The organism is Salinivibrio sp. IB643 (assembly GCF_001996105.1).
Classification (GTDB): domain Bacteria; phylum Pseudomonadota; class Gammaproteobacteria; order Enterobacterales; family Vibrionaceae; genus Salinivibrio; species Salinivibrio costicola.
On sequence record NZ_MUFF01000037.1, the window covers coordinates 1 to 20,221 of the forward strand.

Below are 20,221 nucleotides of genomic sequence, written 5' to 3' on the forward strand. Positions count from 1 at the left end.
AGTTTGAAGACAGAATGGGTGCCGACTTATGGTTACCGTTCATTTTCGCAGGCTCAAGTTTGAAGACAGAATGGGTGCCGACTTATGGTTACCGTTCATTTTCGCAGGCTCAAGCGCATATACTGAAATATTTAATCGGGTATTACAGCCAACTTAGGCCACATCAGCATAATAGCGGTATGAGTCCGAACGTGGCAGAGGAAAAATACTGGATTAACTATAAACTGGTGGCCAGTTTTTCTTGACCACTACACTTGTTGTAGCATATCGAGCACCCGAGGGCGCAATATGGCGTTATAAAGCCGACCTGGTCGAGTAAGTTTTGATGGGATCCACATAACACACTGTCCTTAACCTCAAATACGGTGCCGGCCCCTCAGCGCGACACTGCTTTATCCTCCTTGGAGTCTATGCGACTCCTAGATAGCAAACTATGATCTCTCTCCACTCTTGTGTTGATTGCTCCAGAATGGTGCATCTACGCCCTATATTTGTGATTTATATCACAATAGTTTTTTGTTTTCGCTATCCTTTAAAATAGCTCTGTACATTTATGTGTCCTGGAAAATATAGAATTTGCGCTGTCGCACAAAAATAACAAAAGTGATTTCTTACTTTTCATGCTGCTTTTCGAATGCTTTTTGTCCCATAACGTGATGTTGATCACTGGCTTGTATGTGGATGCTAGGATTGATGAGAGGCGGCTCACTGTTGGTGTGTGACACAGCTCTCTACGCCCTGCTATCTCCTCCTTTCCGTCACTGTGAGTGGGAGGATGTTTGTTACTCTCGAGTTGGGCAGGATGAATAGCCATCAAGGTTTCATTCCATTATTGAGAGTTATGACATGACCCCAAAACAGCAACATGCCTTTGATAAAAGTGCGTTTAAAATCAGCATGGTCCAACACTTGACCCAGCTAGGTCACGCACCTGAAACCGCTCAACAACGCGATTGGTACCTTGCCTTAGGGCGTGCATTGGCTGAGCACACAACAGGCGACTTGGTGGCGACTGAAAACGATCAAGCGATCAAACAGGCAAAAAGCGTTAACTATTTATCTCTTGAATTTCTCATTGGCCGTTTGACGGGCAACAACCTGATTAGCATGGGTTTATACGATGTGATTGCTGAGGCCGTTGGTGAACTCGGTCTGGGTCTTACCGACTTATTAGAGCAAGAGCGTGACCCGTCACTCGGCAACGGTGGGCTTGGGCGTCTCGCCGCTTGCTTTATGGATTCACTCGCGGCACAGCAATATCCAGCAGTTGGCTATGGCTTACATTACGAGTATGGCCTTTTCCGCCAATCTTTCGACCAAGGGGCGCAGCAAGAAGCGCCTGATGCATGGCGTGAGCCAGAAGGCTACCCTTGGGAAGTCGTCCGTCCGGACCTGACTCAAACCATTGGTTTCTATGGCCATGTTGAGGTTGTTGAGGAAGCGGGGCATACCTATCGTCAATGGGTGCCAAGCTTGAAAATCCAGGCAATGCCTTGGGACTTACCCATTGTCGGTTACCAAAGTAACACCGTTTATCCATTGCGTTTGTGGGAAGGTCGAGCACTGACACCGTTCGCGCTTGATGCTTTTAATGCGGGCGAGTACACCCATGCGCAGCAAGCAGATATTGATGCGGGTAACCTGACTAAAGTCCTTTACCCCAACGATAACCATGATTCGGGCAAGACGCTGCGTTTAATGCAGCAGTACTTCCATAGCGCCGCCTCAGTGGGTGACATTCTTCGCCGTCACTTGGAAGCCGGCCATGCGCTGGCGGCGTTGCCGGAGTATGAAACCATTCAGCTTAACGATACTCACCCAACGATCGCCATTCCTGAACTGATGCGTGTGTTGCTAGATGATTATCGCTTAGGTTGGGATGAAGCGTGGGCCATTGCTAGCCGCACCTTTGCTTACACGAACCACACGTTATTACCTGAAGCGCTTGAAACGTGGAGTGAATCGCTCATGGCAGAGCTTCTTCCTCGCCATATGGAGATCATTTTCGAGATCAACCATCGTTTCTTACAAGACGTGGAGCAAAAGTGGCCTGGTGATGTGCGCAAACAGCAAGTGTTATCTGTGATCGATGATCAAGGTGAGCGCATGGTACGCATGGCGAATCTGTGTGTGATTGGCTCTTATGCTGTCAACGGTGTCGCGGCCTTGCACTCACAGTTGGTTAAACGTGATTTATTCCCTGAGTTTGATGCGCTTTATCCAGGTCGCATTCAAAATGTGACAAACGGCATTACACCGCGTCGTTGGTTGAAGTTCTGTAATCCTGATTTATCAAACTTGATCAGTGAAAAAATTGGCGAGCAATGGCCAGCACAGCTTGAGCAACTCGAGCAGGTTGCACAATATGCTGACGACGCTGATTTTCAGAAAACCTTCATGGCGGTCAAGAAGCGCAATAAACAGCGACTTGCTGACTGGGTAAAATCCAACCTCGATATCACGCTTAACACCGATGCGATTTTCGATATTCAGATCAAGCGTCTACACGAATATAAGCGTCAGCACTTAAATCTATTGCATGTAATTTCGCTCTATCAGCGCTTGCTTAACGAGCCAAACTTTGACATGGCGCCACGAGTGGTCTTTTTTGCCGCTAAAGCAGCACCAGGTTATGAACTGGCAAAATCGATCATTTTCGCTATCAACAAGGTGGCCGAAACGATCAATAACGATCCACGCGTTGGCGATAAGCTTAAAGTGGTGTTTATTCCAGACTACCGCGTAAGCATGGCAGAAATTATCATTCCAGCCGCTGATGTGTCAGAGCAAATCTCAATGGCCGGTAAAGAAGCGTCGGGCACGGGCAATATGAAAATGGCCCTTAACGGTGCCTTGACCATTGGTACCATGGATGGCGCTAACGTCGAGATCCGTGAAGAAGTGGGTGACGATAATATCTATATCTTCGGCTTAGATGTTGATGGGGTCACCGAATTACGCCAAAAAGGCTATCAACCCGAAACAGCGTACCAAAATCAACCGCTTCTAAAAGCCGCTTTAGATAGCCTATTGGATGAAACCTTCACGCCAGGGCAGCCTGGATTGCTGCGCCCTGTCTTTGACAGCGTGATGACAAGTGGTGATCCGTACTTATGTTTGGCTGACTTTGCCGATTATGTCCGCGCACACAATGACATTGATCGTGATTATCGAGACATGTCGCAGTGGGCACGCAAAGCCATTCTTAACACCGCGCTGGTTGGTAAGTTTAGCTCTGACCGTTCCATCCGTGATTATGTTAATAATATTTGGCAGCTAAAAGCGATCAAACGCTAATTGCTAATTGCAATATAACGGGTTAACAACCTGATAGGAGGCAAGGGATTCGCCTTGCCACCTGATAATAATGACAACAATATTGCCCAATAAAAGAAGGGGGCAGACCCCTCGGAGAAAGCGATGAAAGAATCTGCATTAAAGACAGTCGCACACATGGCGAACCTTGCCGACCGTTATATCAGTGCTTGGGGCACAGAAGCGGCGGTGCCAGACAGTACTTTACATGATTTATTAACGTCACTTGGCTATGACACACGTCATGATGATGCGTTGTTGGCATCAGCGGAGAGAAAACATAAAACGGATGTGCTTGCCCCCGTACAGGTGGTGCAAGACAACGAACCGGTTGAAATTGCGCTTTACCTTGGCACCAGTGCCAGAGACAGTGATTTTAGTTGGCGTTTGGAAACCGAACAGGGCGAGTGCTTTGAAGGTTATCTTCAGTCACAAATTATTCGCGATGAACGCAGTGAGGGTGGCCCGCTCGTTTTTAGCTTACCGTGCGCTCTACCTTGGGGCTACCACCGTCTCTTTGTAAACCGAAAGCGCCGCAAATCTCCCTATCAGATGACGTTAATTATGGCGCCTTCTCAGTGCTATAAACAACCTGAACTGAATGCGCACAAAAAAATGTGGGGGCCGAGTATTCAGCTCTACACCTTACGCACTCCACATAACTGGGGCATCGGTGATTTTGGCGATCTCAAACAGTTGGTCAGTGAATTGGCGTCACGCGGGGCAGATTTTGTTGGTCTGAACCCGATTCATGCGCTTTTCCCTGCCAACCCTGAAGCCGCGAGTCCTTATAGTCCGTCATCGCGTCGCTGGCTTAATCTTTTGTATATCGATGTCAGTGCGGTGCGAGAGTTTTCATTGAGCGCCAAAGCGCAGCAATTGGTGGGCAGTGCCGCGTTTCAACGTCGATTACAGGCCGTGCGTGATACCCATTGGGTCGATTATAGTGAAGTTGCCGCATTGAAGATGGCGGTATTGCCGTTACTGTTTGAGGAGTTTAAACAGCGGGAGTTGCTGCAACAGACGCATCGTGGTCGCGCTTTCTTAGACTTTATTGAGCAAGGTGGTGACAGCTTAAAACAGCAAGCGACCTTTGATGCATTGCATCAACACTTGCGCGCAGACGACGAGAATATGTGGGGCTGGCCGGTGTTCCCAGAAAAGTACCGTCGTTATGAGAATGCGGCGACGCAAGCCTTTATTGAACAGCACCATGATGACATCCAACTGTATATGTATTTACAGTGGATTGCTCAAATCCAAATCGAAGAGGCACAAGCGATCGCCGAAGAACAAGGCATGGCGCTCGGTTTATATCGCGACTTGGCGGTGGGTGTTTCAGATGCGGGAAGTGAAACATGGTCAGATAATTCGCCACTCGTGCTTGACGCCAGTGTTGGCGCGCCACCCGATATGTTGGGGCCGCGAGGACAAAATTGGGGCTTACCACCGTTTGACCCACAAGCGCTGCAAGCTTCGGGTTATCATGCTTATATTGAACTGTTGCGTGCCAATATGCGTCACTGTGGTGCATTAAGGATTGACCATGTGCTAGGTCTGTTGCGTTTATGGTGGATCCCGAAAGGCAAGAACGCCAGCGAAGGCGCGTATTTATATTACCCAGTAAAAGACATGCTTGCTATTCTGGCACTTGAATCACACCGTCATCAATGCAGTGTGATTGGTGAAGATTTAGGCACGGTGCCTGACGAAATTGGTGCGTTGCTGAGCGATGCGGGTGTGCATTCTTATAAAGTGTTCTTCTTTGAAACGTCAGAAGAAGATGGTGGATTTATTTCACCGGCCCATTATACCGAGCAAGCGATGGCAACACTTTCCACTCATGATATGCCAACCATTCGGGGATTTTGGCATTGTGATGACTTAAAAATGGGTCAAGAGCTGGGCTTGTATCCGGACGAAGCACAGCTTCAGCAATTGTTTGATGATCGCTTAAAAGCGAAACAAGGGATCTTAGACAGTGTTCGTTGGCATGGCATGTTGCCGGAAGGTGTAGGGGCAGATGCGCGTTATGTGCCGATGGATGGCTATTTGTGTCGCGCACTACAATTGCATGTCGCAGCCGGCCAATCTGCGCTGTTGAGTGTGCAGCTTGAAGATTGGTTAGAAATGGACAAGCCAGTTAATATCCCTGGTACGGTTGATGAGTATCCCAACTGGCGACGTAAACTCTCTGTGAACCTAGATACGTTGTTTAGCCGCGAAGAGTTAAATCAACTGGCGAAGGATCTTTCGCGGGTACGCTTACACGCGAGTCGTCTATCCGTTTGATCGCCTGATCACCACGCGACCACGCTCTATCCTTAGTGCTAGTCAACACGCATGGGATGGAGCGTTTTTCTATAAGGAGCCTTCTGTGTCACATTCCTCTTCCTCGATGACACCATATTATACGCACCCCGATCACTACGACATCGATCTCGCGGCCTTGCACAATCCTCGCTATGCGCATCAGCTCATGGGTGCGCATCCTATGACCTTGCCGGTTAACGGTGAGCCTATTGAAGGAGTGCGTTTTATTGTCTTTGCCCCTCATGCGCAATCGGTCAGCGTGATTGGCGATTGGAACCAATGGCAAGCTGATACCGCCTTGATGACGCCCATTGAAGATGGCTTTTGGGTCGGGTTTATTGCCAACCTTGGCACACACCAACGCTATAAATACGCCTTAACCGGTCCTGACGGACAGGGTTTACCCCATAAAGCCGATCCTTACGGGGCGTACGCTGAGCCTTATCCCTCGTTTGCGTCACTGACTTATGATCAGTCTGTTTATCAATGGAACGATCATCAGTGGCAGCAACGACCCATAACCGCAAAGCATCAACAAGCCTTGTCGTTTTATGAGTTACATCTTGGCTCGTGGCAACATGATGAAAATGGCCAAATGCTGGGTTATCGCGACCTTGCTGCGCGCTTAGTGCCGTATCTGGTTGATATGGGCTATACCCATGTGGAGCTAATGCCGGTCAGTGAGCACCCTTTTTATGGGTCGTGGGGATATCAACCCATAGGGCTTTTTGCACCGACCAGCCGCTACGGATCGCCGGATGATTTTAAGTATTTTGTCGACCAATGCCATCAGGCAGGGATTGGCGTGATCCTTGATTGGGTGCCGGGGCATTTTCCCACCGATGATCATGGGCTTGCGTACTTTGATGGCACGCCTTTATATCACGATCCTGATCCGCGTCGTGGTTGGCATAATGATTGGCACTGCCATCTCTACGATATGGGTAAAGATCATGTGCGCCGCTTTCTGGTGAATAATGCGCTGTATTGGCTCGATCAATTTCACATTGATGGTCTACGCGTGGATGCCGTCGCGTCGATGCTCTATCTCGATTATTCGCGTGAGCATGACCAATGGCTCCCCAACACTGACGGTGGAAACGAGAATTACGACGCGATTGCGACACTAAAATGGATGAACGAGTCGGTTTATCACTATTTTCCCAATGCGATGACGATTGCTGAAGAGTCCACCGCATTTCCTGGCGTGTCTGCGCCCACGTATATGGGAGGACTTGGGTTCGGATTCAAATGGAATATGGGCTGGATGCATGACAGCTTAAGTTATATCCGTGAAGAACCGGTGCATCGACGCTATCATCACGATACGCTGACCTTTCCATTGGTTTATGCGTTTAGTGAGAACTATGTGTTACCCCTATCGCATGACGAAGTGGTCTATGGTAAAGGCTCTCTGATGGGCAAAATGCCTGGCGATGAGTGGCAACAAACGGCTAATTTACGCGCCTATTTGAGCTATATGTATGGTCAACCCGGAAAAAAACTGAATTTTATGGGGGCGGAGATTGGTCAAACAGCAGAGTGGGATCACGATAGTCAACTTGAGTGGCACTGGTTGCAGTATGAACGTCACCAAGGTGTTCAGGCTCTGGTGAAAGCCCTCAATGATCTTTATGTGTCGACGCCAGCATTGTACCGACTCGATTGCGATCCGACAGGATTTGAATGGCGAGTTAAAGATGCGGCAGATATCAGTATCATGGCCCATGAGCGGTTGGGCGACGATGGCTCGCGAGTGCTGGTGGTGAGTAATTTCACGCCTGTACCACGTGATGGTTTTCACCTAGGTGTACCGATGAGTGGCGACTACCAACTGATATTAAACTCCGATGATGAGGCATTTTGGGGCAGTGGTTRTCCGGTTTACCAAGGAGTGAGTACGGATAAAGTATCAGCGCATGAGCAATCCCAATCACTGACGCTCAATTTGCCACCGCTAGCCACGGTTTTTTATCGCTGGCAAGGGTGAATAACTTCAAACCACGCTAGACGACCCAACGAGGAACGCACCAAGTTAATCCTTGGTGCGTTTTTATTTGTCGCCTCGCGCAGACTGCAACGCTATGTTTACTGTACCGCTTACCGCCTTGTTCTAGGTTGAAACCATCAAAAAAGGCCGCGTATGCGGCCTAATCATTATCTTTGAGGCGCCATTTTATGCCGCATCTTCTTCGTCAATGAAGGTCACGCCGTTTTCACGGTGTAGACGCTTGCACGCGCGGCCGTCGCTGTGGAATAAGTGACAGCGGTGAGCGGGAATACCAATCGCATACTTCTCGCCGGGCTCAATCTCAACGGTATCGAGTTGGCGATAGATCACATCCGCATCGGCACTTTCTAGGTTGAGATAAATTTGCGTCTCGTTACCCAACTTCTCAACGATGGTCGCGTCTCCTTCGATTTTGGCATCACCGTCTTTGGCGGCGATTAAGTGCTCTGGGCGAATCCCTAGCGACATACGATCACCGCGGGTGACGGTTTTGCCATCGACCGGTATCCAGAAACTGGCCCCCTCACTTAGCTGCACTTTGACCCGAGTTGGCTCAACATCTGCGATGAATACGCTCATGAAATTCATTTTTGGTGAGCCAATAAAAGAGGCAACAAAGCGGTTTTGTGGGTAGTGGTATAGCTCAAGCGGTTTGCCCACTTGCGCGACACGGCCCTCATCTAGCACCACAATTTTATCGGCCATGGTCATGGCTTCAATCTGATCGTGGGTGACATAAATCATGGTACAGCCAAGCTGACGTTGTAACTTGGTGATTTGTGCACGCATCTGCACCCGTAACCCGGCATCGAGATTCGATAAGGGTTCATCAAGTAGAAAAACCTGTGGTTGAGACACCAGGGTACGGCCAATGGCGACGCGCTGACGTTGGCCGCCCGACAGGGATTTTGGTTGTCTATCTAATAAGTGACCAAGTTGCAAAATTTCCGCCGCTTGATGCACGCGTTTATCTACCTCAGCCTTATTGGCTTTTGCCAGCTTTAAACCAAATGACATATTGTCGTAGAGGTTTAAGTGGGGATAAAGGGCATAGGATTGAAACACCATGCCGACGCCACGCTTAGATGGCTCAATATCATTTACTCGCTGATCATCAATGTAAAGGTCGCCCGACGTAATATCTTCCAACCCGGCAACACAGCGCAATAAGGTGGATTTACCGCAACCAGAAGGACCGACAAAGACGACAAATTCGCCATCTTTAATCTCTAGGTCAACGTTTTTAGAAATCATTACATCGTTGTCATACGCTTTACAAACGTTTTTAAACGTGACACTTGCCATGTCGCTCGCCCTCAATCGCTTTTCATTAATTCGGCTCAATTTGCATGATACGTGGTTATGTTATCAATGTGGGTCGTTATAAGCGTTACCGCTTTTGTTTAACGTTCGTTGATGATTAATTAGCCACACTAGGGAAAATACCACTCATGCTTTTTTTGATGAGACTCAGTGTGTCTTATCTGCGCTAGCCCTGCATCCTCCTATCATCAATTATTACAGGGGGAGTAGGCGGGGAGGAGGATTTTCTCCTACCTAAAATAATTTGAGGGCGTACTTCACAAAAATCTGAGCTAATTAGTTGAACTTGATCACGTTCAGTTTATTTTTGTGAGCCGCATCATTAGTGACGAGCGATATGGATCACGAATTCGCTCGCATAGGTGTAGGGCGTAGAGACCAGGATGATGAGGAATGAAGAGGAATTACCCATGATAGAGCCTGAAACACAGCTCATCCTCCATGGAATCGTGCTACACCTCAGTAGAAGAAGGATAGAAAGATGAATAAATCACTTAGCGCTGTTGCCCTCGGTACCCTGATTGCACTTGGCTCATTTGGTGCAAATGCGAATATCGAAGAAGGCCAGCTGACCATTTGGATTAATGGTGACAAAGGTTATAACGGCCTTGCCGAAGTGGGTGACCGTTTTGAACAAGACACGGGGATCCCTGTTACCGTCGTTCACCCTGATGGCCTGCAAGACAAGTTCCCGCAAACCGCATCAACGGGTGATGGCCCAGATATCGTTTTTTGGGCGCATGACCGTTTCGGTGGCTATGCCGAGTCAGGCTTATTGACAGAAATCCGTCCGTCGGATCGTTTAAAAAACGGTATGGTCGACTTTGCTTGGGATGCGGTCAAATACAAAGGCAAATACGTCGGTTATCCGGTGGCCGTGGAGTCACTGTCTCTTATCTACAACAAAGATCTCGTCCCTAACCCGCCAGAAACGTGGCAAGACGTGGTTGCGATAGATGCCAAGCTCAAAGAGCAAGGCAAATCGGCTATCATGTGGAACTTAAAAGAACCCTACTTTACTTGGCCACTGATGGCGGCTGATGGCGGCTATGCGTTTAAACAAACCGCAACGGGTTATGATGTCAAAGATGCGGGCATCAATAATAAAGGGGTTCACGATGCACTGAACTTCATGAAGCAGATGGTCAAAGATGGCGTGATTTCTTCTGATATGGATTATTCCGTTTCTGAAGCTGCGTTTAACAAGGGTGACACAGCGATGACCATCAATGGCCCATGGTCGTGGGGGAACGTTGAGAAGTCAGGCATTAATTATGGTGTGGCTACCTTGCCAACTTTCCAAGGTGAGGCCTCTAAGCCCTTTGTTGGCGTGTTAAGTGCCGGTATTAGCACCGCGTCGCCAAACAAGGCACTCGCCGTCGAGTTTCTTGAAAACTATTTGCTGACCAATGAAGGCCTATCAACCGTGAATGCGGATAAGCCTCTGGGTGCGGTGGCGTTAAATGCTTATCAAGCTGAACTTGCTAAAGATCCGCGCATTGCGGCAACGATGGAAAACGCTAAGCATGGCGAGGTAATGCCAAACATTCCGCAAATGAACGCGTTCTGGGCGGCAGCCAAAAACGCAATTATCAACGTGGTTGATGACCGTCAAAGCGTTGAAGCTGCTCTTAACGACGCAGAAAAACAGATGGTTAAATAAGCTCTATCTGCAGGGGGGATGCGTCCTCCCTGCACACTTCAGAATTAAGTGAGTAGCGTTCCTTATGCAGTCAGTCCAAGGTTCTCAAGCTATGACAACGTCAGGCTCTTCTTTGCCCAGCAGCACAAAAGCGTTCATCAAATGGGCGCTGTTGGCCTCTGTGGCTATTATTAACGGTTATGCCACCGTTTTAATGTATTCGCGTGGTGAAACTGCTTTTGCCCTGTTAACCGTGGTGTTAACCGCGTTAGCGCTGTACATTTTTGGTAGTAAAAAGACATATGCCCACCGATACATTTATCCAGGTATCGCGGGAATGATTCTTTTCATCATTTTCCCATTGGTATACACCGTGGGGCTTTCACTTACCAATTATAGTGCCTCCAACCAGTTATCTTTCGAACGCGCTCAGTCGGTATTGCTAGAGCGTACCTTCCAAAGTGGTGATAGCTATCCGTTTTCTCTTTACCAAACGGATAAAGGCACGCGTCTTGTGGTGGAGATGCCGGAGGCTCGCTACGCCACCAAACCGTTTGACTTTGCAGCCCTTCCAGCCCAAACACTGGCGTTAACGCCAGTCGACAGCGTCTCGGGCGAAAAAGCGACATTACGAGCGGTGATCCAAAATCGAGACGCACTCAGCGCTCTCGAACTTAAACGCAGCGATGATCAAATCATTCGSATGAGCGGTTTAAGGAAGTTTGCTGCCATTCAACCGCTTTATAGCCTGCAAGATGATGGTCGTACACTGATCAATAACCAAACCGGTGACACACTTAAGCCGAATGATGAAGTGGGCTATTACCAAGCGGTAAACGATGCCGGCGAATTTGTTGGCGATACTGTTTCACCTGGATATGTTGTTCAAATCGGTACCGATAATTTCGAACGCGTATGGACGGATGATGGAATTAAAGAGCCCTTTATTGGCATCTTTATTTGGACGATTGTCTTTTCGGTATTGTCAGTCGCTTTTTCTCTTGTTATTGGTTTGATTCTTGCCAGTCTTGTTCAGTGGGAAGAGTTGAAGGGTAAGTCTATTTATCGTCTACTCCTTATTCTGCCTTATGCAGTGCCAGCATTTATTTCGATTTTGATTTTCCGCGGCTTATATAATCAAAGCTTCGGTGAAATCAACATGGTATTAGAGGCTCTGTTTGGGATCAGTCCTAATTGGTTCTCAGACCCTGTAATGGCCAGAAGCATGGTGGTAACGGTCAATACTTGGCTGGGCTTTCCTTATATGATGATTCTTTGTATGGGCTTGCTTAAGGCCATTCCGGATGATCTCTATGAGGCATCGGCCATTGACGGCGCGAATTTCATCCAAAACTTTACCCGCATCACATTGCCGATGATGATCAAGCCTCTAACGCCTCTGCTGATTGCGGCCTTTGCGTTTAACTTCAATAACTTTGTGATGATTATGTTGTTAACTGAAGGTGGTCCAAATCGCATTGGCACCACAGAGCCGGCCGGTTATACCGACTTGCTGGTCAGTTATACCTACCGAATTGCGTTTGAAGGCAGTGGCGGTCAGGACTTTGGTTTGGCGAGTGCGATTGCGACGCTGATTTTCATTTTAGTTGGCGCGTTAGCTCTGGTGAATCTGCGCTTTGCACATAAAAACACGCAGTAAGGATATTTAATATGGCAATGGTACAAGGTAAATCCTTAAAATATCGCGTTTGGGCAACCCATATTGGTCTGTGCTTATTTTTGGCGCTGATTTTATTCCCGCTGTTAATGATTATTGCGATTTCCTTCCGTGAGGGTAATTTTGCTACGGGGAGTTTGATCCCGAAAAATCCGTCACTGGAGCACTGGAAGTTAGCTCTAGGTTTCTCGGTGACTAACCCGGATGGCACAGTCACTCCTCCACCATTCCCCGTCCTATTGTGGCTATGGAACTCGGTGAAGGTTGCAGGCATTACTTCGTTATTTATTGTAGTGCTGTCTACTACCTCGGCATACGCCTTTGCCCGTATGCGGTTTAAAGGTAAGCAGACTATCCTCGATGCAATGATGATCTTCCAAATGTTCCCGGCAGTGCTGGCATTGGTGGCTATCTACGCCTTGTTTGATAAATTAGGTCAGTACATTCCATTTTTAGGGCTCAACACTCATGGCGGCTTGATCTTTGCCTATTTAGGCGGGATTGCGTTGCACGTCTGGACCATTAAAGGGTACTTTGAAAGCATTGACGGCTCCCTCGAAGAGGCTGCGGCTTTGGATGGGGCCACCCCATGGCAAGCCTTTAGGCTGGTACTACTTCCGCTCTCAGTACCGATTCTGGCTGTAGTCTTTATCCTGTCGTTTATTATGGCGGTGGGTGAGGTACCGGTGGCTTCGATTCTGTTATCGGATGTCGACTCTTATACCTTGGCGGTAGGGATGCAGCAGTACTTGTATCCGCAAAACTACCTGTGGGGCGACTTCGCGGCGGCAGCCGTGCTGTCAGCGGTACCGATTACCGGTGTCTTCTTGCTAGCACAACGTTGGTTAGTGGGTGGTTTGACCGCAGGTGGCGTGAAAGGGTAACCCTCAACCCACTATTGATTGTTAAGAACCACGTAAAAGGCAGCTGATAACAGCTGCCTTTTTACTGTCGAGGATATTGTGCTAAAGCCAATCACCGTCAATACAGACTAAGAAGCTCTTTGCTGCCAAGCGTTGGAATGCTTCTGGTGCAGTGACAGTCGTCTCATCGGTCGCCGTATCACAGACAATGCGCCATTGGTGATCACTCGGTAGCCGTAATGCTTGGGCGGTGTCGCTGCTATTAATGGCTATAAGCATTGATTGACCCGCGTCAGGGTGATGCGCGCCTAGCGTGATCTGACAGCTGAGCGCTTGCAGGTTTGGCCATTGGTGATCTTGAATCGGATCGCCATTCGAATGGCGCCACGCAATCTGATTTAAATGGCGCTGTGTGCCACTCAATGCATCAATAAAGCGCGGCACAATAGCATTGCGACGCGCAATCATGGTAGCAAACCAATTTGACCAAGCGTGATCCTGCGTTTGCCAGTTTAGCCAACTCGTGGGGTTATCTTGGCAGTAAGCATTGTTATTGCCTTGTTGCGAGTGACTGATGAGATCCGCGGTCAGAATATGCGGGGTGCCCAATGAGAACAAAATACTCGCGATCATATTACGCTTTTGCTGCTCCCTAACAGCCATGATTGTGGGATCGTCTGTCGGTCCTTCGATGCCATAGTTCGCAGAGCGGTTGTCACCGTGACCATCTCGGTTATTCTCACCGTTCGCGTGGTTATGTCGTTTGGCGTAACTGACCATATCTTGCAGGGTAAAACCGTCATGATAGGTTACATAGTTAATCGGCAAATGATCGGGCCAGTGGCTGGCACTGAAAAAGTCACGCGATCCCATAAGACGAGTAGCAAAATCTTGTAACTTGCCTGGATCGCCACGCCATACACTGCGGGTGGTATCGCGGATTTTATCGTTACACTCGGCCCAATTTGCAGGGAACTGGCCTAACTGGTAACCATTGGGGCCAATATCCCAGGGTTCAGCAATCAGTTTGACGGTAGAAAGGATAGGATCTTGGGCAATAGCGTGGAAAAAGGCACTGTGTGGATGAAAAGCCTCGCCGTCTCGCCCCATAGTGGCGGCGAGATCGAACCGAAACCCATCCACGTGATAGTGGGTGACCCACATACGCAAGGCATCGAGCACCAGTTTTAGTGCAGCAGGATGGCGTATATCAAGGGTATTGCCACAACCGGTATAATTGCGCAGCTGTTGGTTATCCTGGAGATACATTGCTTGGTCGATCGCTTTAAAATGCAGTATCGGTCCACCGTCGCCACCTTCCGCGGTATGATTAAATACCACGTCTAAAATCACCTCAATGTCGTGACGATGTAGCTCGCGTATTGCTGTTTTCAACTCATTAACCGCGTCCTTTTCGGCATAACGCGGATCCGGGGCCATCCAAACATAAGGGTTATAGCCCCAATAATTGGTTTTTTGCTGGCTGAGTAAATGCGGCTCGGGTAAGCAGGCGGTGATAGGAAGCAGTTGCAGGCAAGTAATATGATGTTTTTGGTAAAACGCCAACATCGCTGGTGAAATTAAACCCAAGTAACGTCCTTTTTCCGCCGGCTCCACATCCGGGTGCTGCTGAGTCAGCCCTTTAACATGAGTTTCAAAAATCACAGTGTCGCACATTGGACGCTGAGGGGATGACACGCCTTGCCAATCAAATGGCGCATGATCTACAACTTGACAGCGCGCCAGTAATGTACTTTGCGATGGTGTATAAGGAGGCTGATAGCTTAAAGGGCCAATCACCGCTTGCGCATACGGATCGGCCACGCACCATGTTTGGCCATTATGTGAGATTTCAAAACTGTAATCTTGCCCTGCAACCACATCAGCGACCTCTTTTGTCCAATAACCACGCTTGTATTCGCGCATGGCGAGCCGCTGAGGTTGGTGCCCTTGATGCCACAACAATAAATGCACGCAGTCCTGGTCTGGTGCGTACAAAGTAAATCGACAACCTGAGTCGTATAACTGAGCCCCTAATGAATAAGGAGCAGGAAAACAAATCGACATAAATAACACCATTAAATTAGACTCGTTGCCATTAGAGCTTTTAATCATAAACAATTCAATCTGATGTCACATTTATGATGATTGCCCAGTATGTAATTAAGTTTCATACCTTTAAGAATAAATCTATTAATAGTGATCATGTCGACGTTTTGTAGGCCTGTTTAGCGAAAAATAATTACCAATTACGCCCTCGTTCAGTGACCCAGCTCGACAAGTTTAGATAATTGTCTCTCACTCCTCCTTTCTCCTCCTCCCCCTGAAATCGCACGGCCGGATGACGCAAAAATGACCGCTCAGGGATAGGATAATTCCAGGATAACGAAGAAAGCTAAGCCTTGGACACATTGTCTTTTTCCACTACCCACTGCCGGTGTGAAGAGACACGTAAAAAAGGCCCATTATGGAGTAAGGTATGAGAAAAGTAAGTTTAATTGCCGCAGCTGTCGCGACTGCTATCACTGCCACCTCAGCATTCGCTGTCGATTTTAATGGTTACATGCGAGCAGGGACTGGAATTAGTGCCTCCGGTAGCGGTGATTTGGCTATCAATAAAAATGGTATTGGTCGCCTCGGTAACGAAAATGACAACTACTCGGAGTTTGGGTTTTCGGAAGAGCTAAAAACCGGTGAACAAACTTGGCGAGTTGAATCAATGATTGCGTCGGGCGCGCCTGGTGAAAGTGGCTGGGAAGATAGTGATTTCAACGTCGCTCAGTTTGCCGTAAAAGCAAAAGGCGTGTTGGCTGATAAAGACGCGACGCTTTGGGCGGGTAAAACTTATTATCAACGTAAAGATATCCACATCACCGATTTCTACTTCTTGAATACCTCCGGCACCGGTGGTGGTATTGAGAATCTATCTGTTGGCGACCAGAAATTGTCTTTAGCATTGATTCAAGATAATGGCTCTCAGACTATTACTTCTGATAAAGATAAATATGGTTGGACAGATGCAGATGACAACACGTCTRCCGCACCTACTTGGAAAGTGATTGGTAAAGAATCTACATCGGAAGATGTTAATGGTTATATTGCCGATATTCGCCTAGCCGATATCGATTTATGGTCAGATGCTAAGTTAGAACTGGCGGCAGCTTATAACTTTGGCGTTGAAAAAGCCGATCAAGATCTTCAAGGAGACGATGGTCTATTGGTTACCGGTATTATTCACCAGGGCATGGATAATGGCTTTAATCAAACTATTCTTCAGTACGGCACCAATGGTTATGGCGTTCAAGCGGCTAACTTCTGGGGGGCTGGTACTTACTATGACCGCTCAGGTGATCAAAATGACGCGACAGGCTATCGTCTGATTAACTGGGGGGTAATGAATCTAGGTGAGTCTTGGGAAATGGGCCATCAACTCGCTTACTTAGCTGGTTCTGATATCGGCGCCTCTACACTCGATATTGATCAATTCTCTGTCGTCGTCCGTCCGATGTACAAATGGAATGATACCATGCGTACTGTATTCGAAGCTGGCTATAATGCGGGTGAGAAAATCAATGATGACGGTAACGCGGTCGAAGACTTTGGTAACTCTAAATTGACCATTGCGCAAGCATGGGCAATGGGTGACAGCTTCTGGGCACGTCCTGAAATCCGCGTATATGGATCCTATATCTCTGACCTTGAAAACGATGACGCTTTTGGTTCAGGTGAAGATAATGAGCTTGTAGCTGGCGTACAGGTTGAAGCTTGGTGGTAAGCCTTTTTTAAACTGTCTTTTTTCATAGCCGACAATTGTCGGCTATTTTTTTAGGTGTTTTATATGAACAAAAAAGTGTTATTTATCTCTGGATTATTACTGCTTAATGGGTGCTCGACGATCGTTGATAACCAATATCAGATTGCACCTAAGGGAGAGGCAGTGACGCAGATTGAGAAAGCGAAAAAACTACCGCTAGAGATGGATAAAGAGATCAAAGTAGCGGTCACCACACAGACACAAGTCCTCGATATCCATAGCATAGATAGCCCTGGCGTTATTTTTGAATTACCGATGGTAAAAAATGGATTGGATATCAATATCGAGGCAGAAATAAACGATAGTGTTTTTGTCCCAAGTGCTAAAGTGATTAACCAGTCTGGCGATAGTCGCGCGGAGCTTGATGATCAAGGTTTGGTTTATCTAAAGCCCCGTCTAGCCGATGGAAACCGTTTGCAAGGTAATATTAAAGTTCACCCACAAGTAGATGACAGTGCGCTCTTTTTGGTTATTTTTACTGATAAAGACAAACTTAATGAAACGGTGGCGGTCAGCCACCCAGCGAAATTGGACGCAGAGGGAAGAGGTAACTACTTACCCGAAGTGGGGGACATTCAAGTTCCGCGCGCTTTAAACGGGAAGCTTTCAATCGAGGCAACCGCCTTGGGAGCACGTACCAGCGATCAGTCTATCGTCCTGCCAGCGCTCTCCGCTACTGTACGTCCGCAAAAAGAAAGCGTGAATTTTTATCATCAGGCTATTCGAATCGCGGTTGCAGATAACGATGTCGACAAAGCCATGGGCTTATTACGTGACGCCGAACAATTGGGTATTACTGACGCTGATCAAGTCTTTCGTGACGCGATGAAAGCACAGTTAGATCGGCAGTAATCGAGCTTTGCGGTGACGTTTCATCACATAGCGATTCTAGACAGCAAATAAAAAGGGCACCTGCAAATGGTGCCCTTTTTACGATCAAGAGAGAGCGCCGAATTAGACTTTGAACGTCTCGACCAGCTGACGGATGGTGGTGGCTTCTTGGTTCAGCGTATGGTTTGCGCCTTGTGCTTGCTCACTGAGCGATAAGGTTTGCTCTATACGTTGTGAAAGGGCTTGGATATTTTCGGCCACTTGCTGCGAAACGGCACTTTGCTCCTCGGCTGCGCCTGCGGTTTGATAATTGATATCGCCGAGCTGGTGTACCAAATCAACAATCTCGTTTAAGGTCTGCTGCACGGAGACACTCGCTTGATAACCCTCTGCGGCACCGTGTTCACCTTGCTGGATAACCGCTTCAATATCCGTTAACAGTTGGTTAAATGTTTCAAGCGTCGATACGATTTGATCGACAGACTTTTGTGAATGCTGGGCTAACGCGCGTACCTCGTCAGCGACCACCGCAAATCCTCGGCCAGCTTCACCGGCGCGTGCAGACTCAATCGCGGCATTGAGCGCCAATAAGTTCGTTTGATCCGAAATGCCACGAATATCATCGAGTAGTGCGGCAATATCGCTACCACTGGCTTTGACTTCGCTGACAAAACTGTTGGCTTTTTGTAGATCATTGTTCGCTGTTTGATTGCGCGCTACGTTGTTGGTCACATTATCCATACATTGATTCAGTGACGACACCACCGCGGCATTTTTCTCTTTGGAGGCTTCAGAGTTGGTTGCCACATCTTTGGACGTTGCTGTTAGTTGTTCCATGGCCGTCGCCGCTTGATGCAAGGTCTCCGTATTTTCAGATAGCGCTTGGTGAGCATCGGTGATCGCATGGTTAGCCGTCGTTGAAGTATCCGATAAGCGTCCACCTGCTTGCTGAATTTGGCCAACCATCGACTGTAGCGCATCCAGCATCTGATTGACTGACTGTTTGATACTATCAATCTCGGTTTTACCCGTGACGGATAAACGCTGAGTTAAATCCCCACCGCCTTGCGCAATCGCCTGAATGGAGTGATCAACACTGGTTAACGGCGCCAATTGGCGTTTGATGACGACTTGAATGATGATAAACGCCAAAATCAGCACGATACCACTTACCAGATAGATGGTGTTTTGGATATGCGTCTCGGCCTCGGTCATCATTTGATTGAGTTGCGTCACCGGTGCCATAGCAGCAGATATAGGGGTCACAATCATCACCGACCAGGTCTTGGTCATATTGCCAAACTCAATGGGTTGCGATACGTAAAAGTGCGAATCGGTTTGCTTGAATTGGTTTGTTGTGTTCTGGCTTAGAAGGTTAGAAAGTGGTTGGTAAGCAGGAGAGGAAAGTCCTGATACCGCAGCGCCATGTTGAACGTGCTGATCGGTACTAGCCACAATCCGACCATCTTGACTGATAACAAATAGTTCCCCGTCATTATCGGCACGTTTGGCTAAGAGTGATTGGATTTGCGAGGTCTTGAGCGTACTTCCCACCATAGCAACCGTTTTATCAAAGCGAAAAACGGGAGTTGTCACATCGAACACCGTTTGCGTCTTACCATTAATCTGAGCCGTTCTTGGATCAGTAATACAATCTTTTTGTGTGTTCACCGGGCACTGATACCAAGGGTTGGATTCTGAAAAGTTTTGAGCGGCTTGAAGACGCATTTCTCCGTTCTCATCCACCGATACAGACGGTACATAGCGTCCATCCGCTGCACTGGTTGGGTCGCCATAATAAAAGGCATCGGCCCCTAAGACGTTTTTTTGCCACTCGGTATAGATGTTGTGCCACTCAGGCTGACGTTTCAAAATCGAATACATGATCCTAGGAATATCATCACGATCGAGGATCCGTGATGACTTATTCTTTTCCGCTTCTGACGTATATATCTGAGCAATGGTTCGCACCGTATCGAGCGGAGAAGCGATGTAGGCATGAATCTCTTCACTGAGTGCCGTTGCCCGGTTCTGCATTTTTATCACCTGATCCCGCTTCACGTTCTCTGTCACCTGAGATGACATTGCTGATTGACTGGTATTCAGAGTTGAAAGAGAGATGGTGCTGACCAAACCCAGACCGACTAACACGATTGCAGAGGCCGTTAGGCTGATTCGTTGGCTGATAGAGAGGTGACGCAATTTTTTCATAATCACTTTCCGCACAAAGAAAAAATTCGGAGGTCGTCGAGCGGCGTGACGATGGGTGTCGTGCTAGCGAGCAATGGCACAACAGATAACGCGCGCCGACGGTGTGTAGTGGTCAAGAAAAACTGGCCACCAGTTTATAGTTAATCCAGTATTTTTCCTCTGCCACGTTCGGACTCATACCGCTATTATGCTGATGTGGCCTAAGTTGGCTGTAATACCC

At 47.9% G+C, this 20,221-nt stretch carries 11 protein-coding genes and 1 pseudogene; 9 read left to right on the forward strand and 3 right to left on the reverse strand.

The features are described 5' to 3' along the window. The 4 genes and pseudogenes from BZG77_RS14970 to glgB form a co-directional block, all read left to right on the forward strand. Positions 1-245 (forward strand): annotated as a pseudogene (locus BZG77_RS14970) (hypothetical protein); the annotation flags it as partial. 601 nt (positions 246-846) lie between these two features. After that, complete coding sequence (locus BZG77_RS13015; protein ID WP_077647551.1) at positions 847-3,297, forward strand: glycogen/starch/alpha-glucan phosphorylase; 2,451 nt, start codon at positions 847-849, stop codon at positions 3,295-3,297. Between the two features lie 123 nt (positions 3,298-3,420). Continuing rightward, on the forward strand, positions 3,421-5,607 hold the full coding sequence (gene malQ, locus BZG77_RS13020) for a 4-alpha-glucanotransferase (RefSeq protein ID WP_077647552.1): 2,187 nt from the start codon (positions 3,421-3,423) through the stop codon (positions 5,605-5,607). Continuing rightward, positions 5,549-7,618, forward strand: a complete 2,070-nt coding sequence (glgB, locus tag BZG77_RS13025) for a 1,4-alpha-glucan branching protein GlgB (RefSeq protein WP_443216243.1) — start codon at positions 5,549-5,551, stop codon at positions 7,616-7,618. The genes malQ and glgB overlap by 59 nt, the downstream gene beginning before the upstream one ends. Positions 7,619-7,804: 186 nt before the next feature. Here the strand turns inward: glgB and malK are convergent, their stop codons facing one another. Beyond that, positions 7,805-8,944: a maltose/maltodextrin ABC transporter ATP-binding protein MalK gene (gene malK, locus BZG77_RS13030; protein WP_077647554.1), complete on the reverse strand. Its 1,140-nt coding sequence runs from the start codon at positions 8,942-8,944 to the stop codon at positions 7,805-7,807. 499 nt (positions 8,945-9,443) lie between these two features. Here malK and malE point away from each other — a divergent pair, with 499 nt between their 5' ends. The 3 genes from malE to malG all read left to right on the forward strand — a co-directional run bounded on the left by malE (position 9,444) and on the right by malG (position 13,166). Next, positions 9,444-10,625, forward strand: a complete 1,182-nt coding sequence (gene malE / locus BZG77_RS13035) for a maltose/maltodextrin ABC transporter substrate-binding protein MalE (protein WP_077647555.1) — start codon at positions 9,444-9,446, stop codon at positions 10,623-10,625. A 64-nt stretch (positions 10,626-10,689) separates the two neighbouring features. Continuing rightward, on the forward strand, positions 10,690-12,264 hold the full coding sequence (malF, locus tag BZG77_RS13040; RefSeq protein ID WP_077647556.1) for a maltose ABC transporter permease MalF: 1,575 nt from the start codon (positions 10,690-10,692) through the stop codon (positions 12,262-12,264). Positions 12,265-12,275: 11 nt separating this feature from the next. Beyond that, positions 12,276-13,166: a maltose ABC transporter permease MalG gene (gene malG / locus BZG77_RS13045; protein WP_077647557.1), complete on the forward strand. Its 891-nt coding sequence runs from the start codon at positions 12,276-12,278 to the stop codon at positions 13,164-13,166. Positions 13,167-13,247: 81 nt separating this feature from the next. Here malG and glgX read toward each other — a convergent pair whose 3' ends face one another. Next, positions 13,248-15,260 (reverse strand): glycogen debranching protein GlgX, encoded by a 2,013-nt coding sequence (glgX, locus tag BZG77_RS13050; RefSeq protein WP_077647558.1) that lies wholly within the window; start codon positions 15,258-15,260, stop codon positions 13,248-13,250. A 364-nt stretch (positions 15,261-15,624) separates the two neighbouring features. Here glgX and lamB point away from each other — a divergent pair, with 364 nt between their 5' ends. Then, positions 15,625-16,920: a maltoporin LamB gene (gene lamB / locus BZG77_RS13055; protein WP_077647559.1), complete on the forward strand. Its 1,296-nt coding sequence runs from the start codon at positions 15,625-15,627 to the stop codon at positions 16,918-16,920. A 63-nt stretch (positions 16,921-16,983) separates the two neighbouring features. After that, the gene (locus BZG77_RS13060) at positions 16,984-17,811 is read left to right on the forward strand and encodes a MalM family protein (protein WP_077647560.1); all 828 of its coding nucleotides are present in this window, start codon (positions 16,984-16,986) and stop codon (positions 17,809-17,811) included. Between the two features lie 102 nt (positions 17,812-17,913). On the opposite strand, the gene BZG77_RS13065 is transcribed toward BZG77_RS13060, so the two are convergent. Continuing rightward, positions 17,914-20,001, reverse strand: coding sequence for a methyl-accepting chemotaxis protein (locus BZG77_RS13065; RefSeq protein ID WP_077647561.1), 2,088 nt, complete (start codon positions 19,999-20,001; stop codon positions 17,914-17,916). Positions 20,002-20,221 lie beyond the last annotated feature (220 nt).